Source organism: Cupriavidus sp. 2TAF22 (assembly GCF_052115045.1).
GTDB lineage: Bacteria > Pseudomonadota > Gammaproteobacteria > Burkholderiales > Burkholderiaceae > Cupriavidus.
Map to the genome: position 1 here is coordinate 1 of NZ_JBFRFX010000062.1, position 13,948 is coordinate 13,948.

Annotated in this window: 10 protein-coding genes; 4 read left to right on the forward strand and 6 right to left on the reverse strand. The window is 63.3% G+C overall.

The features are described from left to right. Positions 1–405: isochorismatase family protein (locus AB4Z48_RS37215; RefSeq protein ID WP_441623389.1), on the forward strand; the 405-nt coding region annotated here is incomplete at its 5' end. A 539-nt stretch (positions 406–944) separates the two neighbouring features. Here AB4Z48_RS37215 and AB4Z48_RS37220 read toward each other — a convergent pair. The 3 genes from AB4Z48_RS37220 to AB4Z48_RS37230 all read right to left on the reverse strand — a co-directional run bounded on the left by AB4Z48_RS37220 (position 945) and on the right by AB4Z48_RS37230 (position 2,343). After that, complete coding sequence (locus AB4Z48_RS37220; RefSeq protein ID WP_441623391.1) at positions 945–1,547, reverse strand: HD domain-containing protein; 603 nt, start codon at positions 1,545–1,547, stop codon at positions 945–947. A 61-nt stretch (positions 1,548–1,608) separates the two neighbouring features. Then, positions 1,609–1,968 carry a hypothetical protein gene (locus tag AB4Z48_RS37225; RefSeq protein WP_441623393.1) on the reverse strand — a complete coding sequence of 120 codons (360 nt, stop codon included), beginning with the start codon at positions 1,966–1,968 and terminating at the stop codon, positions 1,609–1,611. A 156-nt stretch (positions 1,969–2,124) separates the two neighbouring features. Continuing rightward, positions 2,125–2,343 carry a hypothetical protein gene (locus tag AB4Z48_RS37230; protein ID WP_441623395.1) on the reverse strand — a complete coding sequence of 73 codons (219 nt, stop codon included), beginning with the start codon at positions 2,341–2,343 and terminating at the stop codon, positions 2,125–2,127. A 1,128-nt stretch (positions 2,344–3,471) separates the two neighbouring features. Between AB4Z48_RS37230 and hpnI the strand changes: the two genes are divergently transcribed. From hpnI to hpnK, 3 genes are read left to right on the forward strand one after another with little or no spacing between them, the layout of a single operon-like run. Then, complete coding sequence (gene hpnI / locus AB4Z48_RS37235) at positions 3,472–4,686, forward strand: bacteriohopanetetrol glucosamine biosynthesis glycosyltransferase HpnI (RefSeq protein WP_441623397.1); 1,215 nt, start codon at positions 3,472–3,474, stop codon at positions 4,684–4,686. Next, positions 4,683–6,104, forward strand: coding sequence for a hopanoid biosynthesis associated radical SAM protein HpnJ (gene hpnJ / locus AB4Z48_RS37240; RefSeq protein WP_441623399.1), 1,422 nt, complete (start codon positions 4,683–4,685; stop codon positions 6,102–6,104). Before hpnI ends, hpnJ begins: the two co-directional genes overlap by 4 nt. Continuing rightward, a complete protein-coding gene (gene hpnK, locus AB4Z48_RS37245) occupies positions 6,101–6,964 on the forward strand; it encodes a hopanoid biosynthesis-associated protein HpnK (RefSeq protein ID WP_441623401.1) in 864 nt (287 codons plus the stop codon). The genes hpnJ and hpnK overlap by 4 nt, the downstream gene beginning before the upstream one ends. A 76-nt stretch (positions 6,965–7,040) precedes the next feature. Here the strand turns inward: hpnK and AB4Z48_RS37250 are convergent, their stop codons facing one another. The 3 genes from AB4Z48_RS37250 to AB4Z48_RS37260 form a co-directional block, all read right to left on the reverse strand. Next, positions 7,041–8,051 (reverse strand): Bug family tripartite tricarboxylate transporter substrate binding protein, encoded by a 1,011-nt coding sequence (locus AB4Z48_RS37250; RefSeq protein WP_441623424.1) that lies wholly within the window; start codon positions 8,049–8,051, stop codon positions 7,041–7,043. A 63-nt stretch (positions 8,052–8,114) separates the two neighbouring features. Further along, complete coding sequence (locus tag AB4Z48_RS37255) at positions 8,115–10,586, reverse strand: CoA transferase (protein WP_441623403.1); 2,472 nt, start codon at positions 10,584–10,586, stop codon at positions 8,115–8,117. Positions 10,587–10,629: 43 nt separating this feature from the next. Further along, positions 10,630–13,947: a carboxyl transferase domain-containing protein gene (locus tag AB4Z48_RS37260; protein WP_441623426.1), complete on the reverse strand. Its 3,318-nt coding sequence runs from the start codon at positions 13,945–13,947 to the stop codon at positions 10,630–10,632. Position 13,948: the final 1 nt, after the last annotated feature.

The following is a 13,948-nucleotide window of genomic DNA, read 5'->3' on the forward strand; positions in this document are numbered from 1 at the left end:
GCACTGGCCGCCAACGGCCGCAAGAAGATCGTCGTGGCCGGGCTTTGGACCGAAGTCTGCAACACCACCTTCGCACTGAGCGCCATGCTCGAAGGCGACTACGAGATCTACATGGTGGCAGATGCCTCGGGCGGCACGACCAAGGAAGCGCACGACTACGCCATGCAGCGCATGATCCAGGCCGGCGTGGTGCCCGTGACCTGGCAGCAGGTCATGCTCGAATGGCAGCGCGACTGGAAGAACCGCGACACATACGATGCCGTAACCGGCCTGGCCAAGGAACATTCTGGCGCGTACGGCATGGGTATCGACTATGCCTACACGATGGTGCACAAGGCTGCGCAACGTACGGCAACCACGCACGAATCGATTGCGCCCGTGCATGCGCCGGTGATCGAGCAGTAGTCACCTCCGGTTCGTGCCTGAAGCTTCGCGAAGCCTTAGGCACCATGCAAACGATCCAGCTCGGGCTCGCCTTTCATCGCAGAGCCGCGGGGCCGCCATCTCAGCCCGTATCCGAGTTGCATGCCCTTGGGTTGCAAATGCTTGCATAAGGGTTTATACTTAATTCGTCTCCTCCCTTTCTTCTAAGGGATTCGCGCCCGCCTCGAAGCGGGCTTTCTTTTGCCTGCTGTCCAGGCTGCTGGTCCTGCTTGAGCGCCCTGCCCTGGCGGGCCGCGCTCGAATTCCCGTCAGGATGCTTCTTGCCGCCGGCAGGCGGTCCCCCGCCTATGCGACCGCGCGAGTCTGGCTCATCCAGGCGGCGACGAAGCAAGCCCAAGATCATCAGCGCTTGCTTCCAAATTGAACAGCCCGCCAGGGTCACGCACACCGCGTGAACTGTCAGAACTTATTCTGCGTTCTCTAAACTCAGGACTCTCTGCAACGGGTGCGTGGCGCCAGCATGCCCACCAGCAACAGGCGCAATCATCGCCGAGCCCCCTTCAAGGACCAGATTTCTCGGCAGGTGGATTGCTGAAATGTTCTTGTACGAGCCTGGCGGCCTCCTCCCAGAGGGCTGGCGCGCCACGCTGTATGGGCGGCCCGTAACGTGCAAAGACCTGTTCTTCATTGAGCTGATGCGCGGCCCAGGTACCACCGTCCGTTGCGACGTTATGGAGCAACGGCTGGAAGCGATCCAACGCTTTGGCGAATTTCGCATCGTCGCTCTCCGCCGCTTCGAACTCGGACCAAAGATTGCGAAACTCGGCGGCCTGCGCATCCGGCAGCAAAGAAAAAATCCGCTCCGCCGCCAGATGTTCCCGTTCCGCCTGACCGGCATGCATCGACGGATCATGGAACGGCGTATCGCCGGCATCGATCTCTACGATATCGTGGAGGAGGAGCATCTTCACGACGCGGACCACGTCGACAGGCGCTGCTGCATGCTCTGACAGTACGAGCGCATACATGGCGAGATGCCAGGAATGTTCGGCACTATTTTCTCGACGCGACCGATCGATCAGCGGCGACATCCGTACGACGCTCTTCAGCCGGTCAATCTCTCGAAGAAAGACGAGCTGGCGCTCCAGGTTGGAAAGGTTCACGGTGAAGACAAAAAATTCAGGATCACTGGAAGAAATCTAGCAGCCACCATGCGAGCGTTGGTCAGGCAGTGTCGTCATCGTTCGCTTCTTCGAGCAAGTGCCCATAGGCGTCGATTTCCTTCTTCGTTCGCGCCTCGCTCGCAGCGATCTTCTCGGGGGTGACTTCACCATCAATGAACTCGACCGACACTCTTTTTACCCTCGGATCGCTATCGACAATGCCTTGCAGGATCTTGTCGAACAGCTTTTCCCCGGCTTTGAGGCCCAGCGCTTGCGGCACCAGGACCTTGACCAGCAAGATTTCATTGTCACTACCTGCAGCCACATCGGCGATTGCTGCCCTCAGGTAGCGCTTCAGTTTGAGGACACTGAGGTCGCCAGGTAGCCCCACATACGATACCCGAATCGATTTCTTGTCCATGCCTTCGTGCTTGAGTGTGATGTTAATCGTTCGAATATACCGCACAGATGTGGGCATCTGTGCTCTTTAACTTGAGCGGCTGAGAAGGATTGCGGACTCGACTGGTCGGGCCACCCCACAACCAAGAGCCCGTTGGGCGAACCATGCGGGCTTGCGTCATTCTTCCTCCACACGCTCCTGCATGAACCGGCGCTCCTGGATCGTCCGCTCGCCCATATGGCGGCGCGGGTTGCCGCACATCCAGCAACTGCACAGCGTCGGCGTCCACACGGCTCGGCCGATTTCCCGCTCGTTGCGCAGGCCGCAGAGGTAGTTGCGCCGATACACCTTCAGCCGTGCGACTTGCGCGCGGCGGTATGCCCTTCCTTTCGCCATCTCGACTCCTTTTCGTAGGCCGGAGACGCGAAAGCCCGCAAAAGGCGGGCTCTGGGTAAAACTGCTGTGAGTCAGGGCAAATGCTAGGCCAACTGTCCCAGAAACTCAAGCAGTCCGTAAGGAATCGTCCTCGATCACGCCGTGGGCACGGAAACCGGCGGTCGGCGTCTCCTCCACCCAAGTCTCCAAGCGCGACCAGGTGGGCGACCAACACCTTGTTCTCCCGCACGTACATGTTCTTGCTCCCGAGACACTCGGCTGCGATCTGCCGGAACGAGAAATCCCGATTCGCGCTCTCCCGCCCTACCCTCCAACGATGCGCTGGGACTCACAGCGCCGCGCGCAACAAGCGCTTGCCCGGAAAGTTTCATGGATGAGACCAAGGCGTTCGAAGCGATCTCTTTAAGTTGTGCAGCCAAGCAATAACTCGCTTGCGGTTCATCCCGACAGGCGTTCTCAGCCAGACCCTATCTTTTTTACTTTTGTGAAACCCCGCAAGCGTTGCCAGGCTTTACGGCAAAAATCCTTCCCGGGCAAAGCCGAGCTTAGGGCAGACACGCGTTCTGCAGGTGCCAGCCGCCCGCCGCCAATAATCATCGCAACGGTCTCTCAGAGCCCTTGGTGCCTTTGCGAAATTTCGGCATAGCGCGCTAACCTGACCGCAGGCAATCCTCTTCTCCGCTTGGAGACCGGCGCCTCCGGGTCAGTTTGATTAGTCCCGGCTGTCATGGTGGAAATGCAGCCCGACAAAGAGAGCAATGGCATATCCACATGCTGTTTTCGCCACCTGCGACTCCCGCGATCTCCCCGGCTCGCGGATAACTCGAGGGCTAGTTGAAAATGCAAATAAGAATGGTTATCTCAACCCTCGTATTTATAACAGTTGATTTGGCCAGGATGGATCATTAGCATCGATGAAGCGGGTCTTGTCTCCACTGGCAAAGAACGGGTTTCCGGGCGCATTTTACAATTGACGATTGTCAATCTAATACATTGCCTGACTTAAATTTAATACAAACGAATCTTATTTATAAAAACCGCATCCCGGAGATTCCGCCTTAATTTTTCCTTAATTCTTCTTCCATACAATCTGGGCCGAGGTTCGAGCACCTGAGCGGAGGTGGCCAAATGACGCTGTGCGCATTTGCGGGTCCCGTGGTGGCATGGATTGGTGCGGCCTACGCCGTGGCGGCGGCGTGGATCAGCCGTCACGGCACGCCTGCCTCCCACGCTTCGCCGGACGGCGTTGACTTGCAGCCGGTCAGCGTGCTCAAGCCGCTGTGYGGGGCGGAGCCCAGGCTCTTTGAAAACCTGGCGACACTTTGCCAGCAGGACTATCCCGACTACCAGATCGTGTTCGGTGTGCAGCGTCCGGACGACCCCGCACTGGACGTCGTCGAGCGGCTGCGAGCGGACTATCCGGCCCGCGCCATTGACGTAGTCGTCGATTCTCGTATCCACGGCACCAACCTGAAGGTCAGCAACCTGATCAACCTGTGGCCGAGCGCGCACCACGACTGGCTGGTGCTCGCCGACAGCGACATTGCCGTGGGCCCGGACTACCTCGCGCGCGTGGCGGCACCCCTGGCCAACCCCGCCGTCGGGGTAGTGACCTGCCTGTACCATGGCAACGCGGTAGCTGGCTTCTGGTCGCGCATCGGCGCGCGGTTCATCGACGACTGGTTCGCGCCCTCGGTGCGCGTCGCGCATCGCGGGGGTTCCCGCCGCTTTTCCTTCGGCGCGACCATCGCGCTGCGGCGCGATGCGCTCGAGCGCGTCGGCGGATTCGCAGCGCTGTCGAACCGGTTGGCCGACGACTTCTGGCTCGGCGAACTGGTGCGCCGGTCCGGGCTGCGCACGGTCCTGTCCGACGTTGTGGTCAGCACCGATGTGACGGAAACGAGCATGAGGGCATGGTGGACGCACGAACTGCGGTGGATGCGTACTATCCGTTCGCTGAATCCCGTGGGCTTTGCTTTTACCTTCCTGACGTTCACGTGGCCGATGCTCCTGCTGGGCTGCTGGCTGTCTCCACGACCCGTGACGCTGACGGCGCTGCTGGTCGGCGCGCTGGCGCGTAGCGTAGTCGCGCATGAAGCCGGGGCTGCTTTGCTCGCCCCATTGCGCGACGCCTTACTGCTCGCGGTGTGGTGTGCCGCCATGGCCGGCTCCCGGGTATGCTGGCGCGACCGGTGGCTACCCTTGCACGATACCCCCACCCCCAGGCGTGGCGCCACGAGCGTCCCATCGGGATCGCTGCGCGCCGAGCCCGCTGCGAATGGGCTGCCCGACTCGCAATCGCCCCTGATCCGATCCGACAGACACCCGCCAAGGTCCCTATGAAAACGCTGTTTCTACAGGTTCCGTCCTTCGATGGCTTTGACGGCGGCGCGGGCTCACGGTACCAGGCCAAGCGCGAGGTCAAGTCGTTCTGGTACCCGACCTGGCTCGCCCAGTCCGCCGCGCTGGTTCCCGGCAGCCGCGTACTGGATGCGCCCGCCGAGGGCATGCACACCGAGGTCGCGCTGGACATCGCCGCAGACTACGAACTGGTCATTATCCATACCAGCACGCCGTCCTTTCCGATGGATGCCCGGTTCGCGGAGGCGCTCAAGGCACGGCGGCCAGGGGTGCTTATCGGCATGGTCGGCGCGAAGCCGGCCGTCGATCCGGGCGGCACGCTTGGCGCCAGCCCGGCAATCGACTTCGTGTGCAGGGAAGAGTTCGACTACACCTGCCAGGACGTGGCCGCCGGCAAGCCGCTGTGCGACATCGCCGGCCTGAGCTACCGGCTGCCGGACGGCTCCCTGGAGCACAACGGCGCGCGGCCGATGATCGAGGACATGGACGCGCTGCCATTCGTTGCCCCGGTCTACAAGCGCGACCTGACGATCGAGAACTATTTCATCGGCTACTTGAAGCATCCCTACGTCTCGATCTACACCGGGCGCGGCTGCCGCTCGCGCTGCACCTTCTGCCTCTGGCCCCAGACCGTGGGCGGGCACCGCTATCGCACGCGCTCGCCTCAAAGTGTCATCGACGAGGTCAAGTGGATCAAGGAGAACATGCCCGAGGTGAAGGCGATCATGTTCGACGACGACACCTTCACGGACTTCAAGCCACGCGTGGAAGAGATCGCCCGGGGCCTGGGAAAGCTCGGCGTGACATGGTCCTGCAACGCCAAGGCAAACGTGCCCTACAGCACGCTGAAGATCATGAAGGAGAACGGGCTGCGGTTGCTGCTGGTGGGCTACGAATCCGGCGACGACCAGATCTTGCTGAACATCAAGAAGGGCTTGCGCACGGATATCGCGCGCCGCTTCACCGAAGACTGCCGCAAGCTCGGCATCATCATCCACGGCACGTTTATCCTCGGCCTGCCGGGCGAGACGCGGGAGACCATCGAGAAGACCATCGCCTACGCCACCGAGATCAACCCGCACACGATCCAGGTCTCGCTGGCCGCGCCCTACCCCGGGACCACCCTCTACCGGCAGGCAGTGGAAAACGGTTGGCTGGAAGAGAACAAGGTGATCAACCTGGTCAACGACAAGGGCGTGCAACTGGCGGCGATCAGCTATCCACACCTGTCGAAAGAGGATATTTATCACGGCGTCGAAGTCTTCTACAAGCGCTTCTACTTCCGGCCGCGCAAGATCTGGGAGATCGTGCGCGAGATGCTGGGTAGCTGGGAGATGATGAAGCGACGCCTGCGCGAAGGTGTGGAATTCTTCCGCTTCCTGCGCTCGCACGAGGCATGAGCAGGCGACAGGCGAAGACCAAGGCGTCGCAACGGGCACTGATCGTCACGGCCGATGACTTCGGCCTGCACCCCAGTGTCAATGCGGGCGTCGAACTGGCGCACAAGGACGGCGTACTCAACGCGGCAAGCCTGATGGTTGGCGCACCCGCCGCGGCCGATGCGGTGCGGCGCGCGCGCGCCCTGCCGGGCTTGCGCGTGGGACTGCACCTCGTGTTGGCCGATGGCCTCGCCACGCTGCCGCCAGAGCGCATTCCCGACCTGGTGGACTCTGGTGGGCGCTTTGGCTCGGCGATGGCGCGCGATGGATGCCGCTTCTTCTTCCTGCCCGGCGTGCGGCGCCAGCTCGCCGCAGAGATCCGCGCACAGTTCGAAGCGTTCGCCGCCACCGGGCTGACCCTTGACCACGTCAACACCCACAAGCATTTCCACCTGCACCCCACCGTGCTCACGCTGGTGCTGCGCATTGGCCGGGAGTTCGGCTTGAGCGCCATGCGGCTGCCCAGCGACCTCAACGCCCCGCTGCTCCTGCGCCCCTGGCTGGGCCTGCTGCGGTGGCGGCTCGATGCGGCCGGGATCGCCCACAACGACTATGTGGTTGGCATGGAGCAAAGCGGCAGGATGGACGAGGCGGCAATGCTATCCATCCTCGCGACGCTGCCGCCCGGCGTCGGGGAAATCTACCTTCACCCCGCCGGCTTGTCCGGCTCGGCGGTTTCGCCGACGATGGACGGCTACCGGAACGCCGATGAGCTCGCCGCCCTGCTATCGCCACGCGTGCGCGCGGCGCTGGGGCACGCCGCCACGCGTAGAGGGGGGTTCATCGATATCTTTGGTTCCGGCAAGCAGCCCTCCACGTGAATTTAGCCGCGGAACCGTTGCGCCGTATCCTGCGGAAGGCTTCGCCACGGTTCCCCGACCTGATCTGACGATCAACTCAATCCAGCGAGATGCCTTCGCGCTGGATGACAGCCCCCCAATTGACGTCTTCCTTCTCGACGCGCTTCGCGAAATTCGCCGGATCGATCATGACGACCTCGCCTTGCTGGCCCAGCGCCGCTTTTGCCTTGTCGTCGTCGAGGACGCCATTTGTGACCGAATGGAGTTTCTGGACAATCTGCGGCGGCGTGCCGGCCGGGGCAAGCATCCCGATCCAGAAAGTCACGTTGAATGGCGTGATGCCAAGCTCTTCCAGCGTGGGCACGTCCGGCAACTGTGCCATTCGCTTCGACGAACTGACGGCGATGGGCTTGAGCTTGCCCGCCTTGATCTGAGGCAGCGCGCCCCAGGTATCAAAGGCGGTATCCAGTTCACCGCTGATCACAGCCATCTCTGCCTGCGCAGCTGACTTATACGGGATATGCGTAGTCTTGATCTTTGCCCTATTGTTCAACATGGCAAAACTGAGGTGCGCAATGTTGCCTGGACCTGCGGATCCATAGCTGACCTTGCCGGGATTCTGTGTCGCGAATCGAACCAGCTCTTTTACCGAATCGACTGAGTTTTTCTGCGACCACTCCGGGTTCGTCACCAGAATAAACGGGGCTTCGAGGACCAGGGTGACAGGAGAAAAATCTTTAGGCTTGTAGTTACCCTTTTTGTATATGTGAGGGTTGATGGTAATGCTGCTGGAGTTTGTTACCAGCAAGGTATACCCATCGGGCGCCGCCCTCGCAGCCTCGGCGACACCGATCAGTCCGTTCGCTCCCGCCTTGTTCTCCACGACCACGGGCTGCCCCAAAGACCTGGTGAGACGCTCTGAAACAATGCGCGCCACGGTGTCGGTGAATGACCCCGCCGGGAATGGAACGATCATCCTGATCGGCTTGTTGGGCCAGCTGGCAGCCTGCGCTGCGGCCGGACCGGACAGCACACTCGCCAGGACGGCCAGCGCGGCTGCCGCAACGCTGAGTTTTCCCGCTTTCGCACTGGAATGGCAACGCGGCATGCATTTGTATTCGTTCATTTCGTCTCCGTTTCGTCGTAATAGTGTTCGAAGTACTTGCTGGCCTTATGGCATTGCCTTCGCGTGCTTCGGCTTCGCAACCGTACCGGTGATTCCTTGTCGCTCCAGGTCCGCGATCTGGTGTGGACTTAGCCCAAGCACGCGCGTCAACACCGCTTCCGTGTGTTCGCCCAAGGTCGGCGCGACGTTCCGGATGGGCATGGGCTGTTTTCCGGACCGGAACCAGGCGGTGCTGGCCATATACGTGCCGATGTGGGCGCGTTCGACTTCACGCCAGAATCCGCGCGCATGCAGGTGGTTGTCCTGTAGCACCTGCGACATGGGACGAACGACGCCGGCTGCGATCCCAGCCTGTTGCAGCAGGCGCATTGCGTTTTCAGGATCCCTGGCCACGCACCAGGACTTGATCGCTTCGTCAATCCTGTCCTGCTCCGTCCGCCGCCCCGATGCCTGCGCAAGCCGGGGATCGACGGCGAGATCAGCCCTTCCGATTGCGCGGCACAGGGCTGGCCAACGTGCGTCAGTCACCGTCAGGACGATCCACGCATCGTCGCCTGCGCAACGGAAGCAACCATGCGGAATGCACATTGGATGGCGATTACCCTGACGGGGAGCAACGGCGCCGGAAGTCGATTGCTCCAGGATGAACGGCGCTGCCATCGGCAACATGGCCTCGACCTGTGACAGGTTGATATGCCGCCCCTCACCCGTGGCTTGCTGCGCAAACAGCGCCAGCAGGATCGCGGCCCCGGCGTTCAGGCCGCCGATCGGATCGCCATAGGCGTACGAGGTCATGGCCGGCGGCCCGTCAGGGTGCCCTGTATACAGAGGCAGGCCGCTGGCTTGCTCCAGCGTGCCACCGTAAGCGCGCGTATTGCTCCACGCGTTGCCGAGGCCGAATGCAGGCATCGAAAGCATGACTAGCCGCCTATTCCTCGCCCGCAGTGCCTCATAGTCCAGCCCCAGCTTCGGCAGGACCTCGGCGGAGTAATTCTCGATGACCGCGTCCGCGCGTTCCACCAGCTGCAGCAGCAACGCCTTTCCTTCCGGGCGCGTCAGGTCCAGGGTGATGCCCAGCTTGTTGCGGTTCATCAGGTTGAAGTTGGAATTCTTCTCGTACAGCCGGTCCCGATAGAACTCTTCAGTGAAATTGGCACCGCGCCACCAGTCGGGGTAGCCGGTACTTTCGACCTTGATGATCTCCGCGCCAAAGTCGGCCAGTGTCCGGGACGCGAGCGGCCCCGCCCACCCCATCGTCAGATCAATGATGCGCATGCCTTGCAGCGGCTGTCGTTCCGGCGTCGTGCGCATGAGCTGCAGCCGGGGGCGGTGCTCCAGGCCCGATGTCCGATAGTGGACATCGTGCGCCCCCTTTGCCGGAGCCGCCCCGCCCAGCAACGGACCCGCCGCATCGAGACGCAGCGGCACGACGGGACCTTCGAACGTGACGCCGCCCGCATCGACCGGGACGAACGCATTGCGCTGCCGATGCACCTCCTGGCCGAGCAATGCCTCCATGGTCGGCACGATCACCGTTGGATGCTTCATTTCGCCGAGGATATTGAACCACTGCCGGGCTGTCTTCGTGAGGAATGCCGTCGTCAGCAACTCGTCGATCTCATCCGCCCGGGCCATCCGCTCCTGGCCATTGGCGAAGCGAGGGTCGCTGGCCAGGTCGGGGCGCCCGATGGCATCGCACAGCGCCTTCCACTGTGGCAGCGTGTGCGTGAAGATGCCAATCCACCCCTGCGCGGTCTGGTAGATGCCGGCCGGATGCGTGCCGCAAAACCGGTTGACACCAAGGCGCCGCAGCGGATGGCGCTTGTCCTGCACCATGCCCGCTTCCATCTCGACCACGCTGAAGATGCACTCGTGCGCGCTCAGCACGTAGCGGCGGCTGCCCTGCCCGCTTCCGATCAGGGCGGCGACAGCGGCGGAGAAGGCGGCCAGCCCGACAACGACTGCGCTATGCACGTCGTGTGGCATGTGCGGCGGCCCTTCTATCGGGCCACTGCCGTGCACGGCCCCGGCGAGCCCGCGGCACACGGCTTCGGCGCCGGCATACTGACTGTAGGGCCCGCTCTCGCCGAACCAGGTGAGCGCCACCTCGATCGGCGCGTGCTCCCGCTGCTCGCCAGCCGTCCCGTCCCAGACCGGCGTGGCAAGGATGCCTGGACCTTCGCTCAGGGCGCGGGCATCGAGCACGACATCGCAGGTCCGCGCGAGTTGTGCCAGCCACGCGGTGTCCTCGGCGTTTCCGGCATCCGCGGTGACGCTGCGCTTGTTGGTATTCAACCAGGCAAAAAGCGCGCTTTCCGGCTGCGCGGCGCCCGGGGCGCCGACCATGGGCGGCATTTGCCGCCATGCGTCGCCAGCCTGGCTTTCCGCCTTGATGACCTCGGCACCGAAATCGGCAAACAACTTGCCAGCGTACGCAAGCGCCGGTCCGGTGCCGACCTCCAGTACGCGCAATCCACCCAGCGCCAGTTGCGACGGGTCAGGACCATTGTTGATCATGGAAACCTCTTGGCTCTGTTTGGGGATTCGTCAGGTCTGGCGCTTACCATGCATCGATGAACGCACGGCGCTCCCTGCGGCTGCGCACATCGGCAGATCCGATACCCTGGACGATCCATTTCCGTGTCTGGGCGGGGTCGATCACGGCATCGATCTCCACCGCGGCTGCGGTGTTGATCGCGTGGCCGCGCTCGTAGGACTGTGCGACCAGCTTCTCGAACAGCGCCTTGCGCTCGGGCCCGTCCGGAACCGCCTCCAGCTCCTTCTTGAAGCCCAGCCTGACAGCGCCTTCCAGGCCCATCGGACCAAACTCGCCGGTCGGCCAGGAGACGGTGAAGTTCGATGAGCGGAAGCCGCCGCCCGCCATGGCCATGGCGCCAAGTCCATAGCCCTTGCGCAAGGTCACTGCCAGCAAGGCGACGCGCAGCTTCGCGGCCGTGAGGAACATGCGCGACACGTGGCGAACCTGGGCTTGGGCCTCGATGTCGGGCCCCACCATGAACCCCGGGGTGTCGATCAGCGATACGATCGGCAGCCCGTGCGCATCGCAAAGCTGCATGAAGCGCGCCGCCTTGTCCGCGGCATCGGCATCGATGGCACCGCCGAGGTGATACGGGTTGTTGGCCATGATGCCCACCGGTTGCCCCTCCACCCGAGCCAGCGCCGTGTGGATGCCCGCCCCGAACCCGCCGCGCAGCATCAACACAGTGCCAATGTCCGCGATGCCCTCGATCGCTTTGCGGATGTCGTACACACGCAGCCGGTTTTCGGGTACGACATGGCGCAGGTCCAATGCGTCTGGCGCGCTCCAGTGCGCCACGCGCCCCTGGAACATGGACAGATAGTGCTTTGCCGCCCGCACGGCTTGCGCCTCGTTCTCGACCAGAACATCGATCACGCCATTGGCGAACTGCACCGATGCCGGCCCGACTTCTTCGGGGCGGAAGATGCCGAGGCCACCGCCTTCGATCATGGCCGGACCTGCCATGCCAATGTTGACGGACTTGTCGGCGATGATGACGTCGCAACAGCCCAGGAAGGCTGCATTGCCGGCGAAGCAGCGCCCCGAGGCGATGCCGACGACCGGGACATGTCCGCTAAGATCGGCGAAGGCGGCAAACGACGGCTGATACAGCCCGGACACCGACGGAAAGTCCACGTCGCCGGGCCGCCCGCCACCGCCCTCTGCAAAGAGCACAAGGGGTAGCTCATCACGCAGCGCCACCTCGACGATGCGGTCTGTCTTGATATGGTTTCGCTTGCCCTGTGTTCCGGCCAGCACCGTGGCGTCATACGCCATCACCGCACTGCGCGCCCGCTCCTTGCCGACCAGCTCACCGTTGATGTTGCCGATGCCGGTGATCAGGCCATCCGCAGGGGTGTTGACAATGAGGTCCTGGTGGCTGCGGCGAGACGCCTGCGCCGCCAGCGCCAGTGCGCCATACTCGACGAAGGTATCCGGATCGCACAGGTCGGCGAGATTCTCCCGCGCCGTGCGCTGCCCGCGCGAGCGGCGCTTCGCGACGGCATCCGGCCGCGCGGCATCAGCCAGGTAGGCATGCCGGTCCAGCACACGCTGGAGGTCTGCACGGATCGCGTGGGGATCGCACTGCTGGGCGGCAACCACCGCTACCCCGTCGGCCTCGACCTGCTCCAGCACGATCAGGACCTGGCCTTCGGACGTCAGGGCGCCTTTCTCCAGCCGCAGGTCGACCACACGGCCGCCACATTCCGCGGCGATCGCATGCTCCATCTTCATGGCGTCGAGCACGGCGACCGTCTGCCCCGGCTGGACGATATCGTCCAGCCGGACGGAGATTTCCACCACACGGCCGGTCAGCGGCGCGCGGATTGCCACCAGCCCTTCACCGACCTCCTCTTCGGCATCGGGCAACCGCGCCGCGAGCGCCTGCGTTGGGCGGGCTGTGCCCCCAAGCAGCGCTTCCTGCGCGTGCCCGGCTTGCGCAATGGCTTCGGCCGATGCAGCCAGCTCCGGCAGTATCCGCTCGAAGTGTCGGGTATGCACATTCTGTGCAAGGAAGTCATCGCGCTGCACGAGGGCGCGCAGCAGGTTCAGGTTGGTCGGCACGCCGACGATGCGGAATTCGGCAAGGCTGCGCTGCAGACGCCGCACGACGGCGTCGAACTTCGGCGTCGTGCTGCTCACAATCAGCTTTGCCAGCAAGGTGTCGAAGTTGGGCGACGGCTCATAGCCGCTGTAGCCGTGCGTGTCGACGCGAACGTCGGGGCCCGAGGGCGGGTCGAAGCGCTCCAGGCGACCGTGCGCCGGGCGCGCAAGACCTTGCGCGTCGGTCATTTCCGCGTTGACACGCACCTGGATCGCGTATCCCCTCGGTTGCGGCGGCGAAGCGGGATCCAGGCCGAGATCGCCAAGGGTGCGCCCCGCGGCCAGGCCGATCTGCAGCGCCACAAGATCGACTCCGGTGACTTGCTCGGTGATGGTGTGCTCGACCTGCAAGCGGGGATTGGCCTCGATAAAGACGAAATCCCTCTGCTCGCCCGACTCGGTTTCCTCGACCAGGAACTCGAAGGTGCCCAGGCTCAGATAGTTCACGCGGCGCGCCAGCCGGAGTGCCGCCTTGATGATCTGCTCGCGCAGCTGGGGCCTGAGTACCGGGCTGGGGGCAATCTCCACCAGCTTCTGGAAACGGCGCTGCAAGGTACAGTCGCGCTCGCCGAGGGCGATGACATGGGCCCCGTCGCCTGCGATCTGCACTTCGATATGGCGTGCTCGACCGACCAGCCGTTCAGCGTACAGCGCATCGATGCCAAATGCGGAAGCCGCTTCGGACCGGCAACGCGCATAGGCTTGCGCCAGGTCCTCGCGGTGACGGACCACGCGCATGCCACGACCGCCTCCGCCGCCGACAGCCTTGATGACGACGCCCGCGCCGCCTTGCTCGTCAAAGAAGCGGGTGATTTCCTCGAGCGATGCAGCACCTCGCGTGGCCGGCATGACCGGCACGTCGCTCTGCGCCGCCAGTTCGAGCGCTCGCCCCTTGTCCCCGAACAGCGCAAGGTGCTCGACAGCGGGGCCGATGAACCCGATACCGGCGTCATGACATGCCTGGGCAAAATCGGCCCGCTCGCTCAGGAAGCCATAGCCCGGGTGGATCGCATCGCACCCGGTTGCTTTTGCCGCGGCAATGATGCCCGCGATGTCGATGTACGCAGACGGGCCTGCGCCCTCGAGCGCAACTGACTCGTCGGCCAGTATTCGGTGCAACGACTCAACGTCGTCTTGCGAATAGACCGCTACCGTTCCGATATCCAGGTCGCGTGCGGCGCGCAGGACGCGCAACGCAATCTCGCCTCGATTGGCGATCAACATTTTTTTCAAT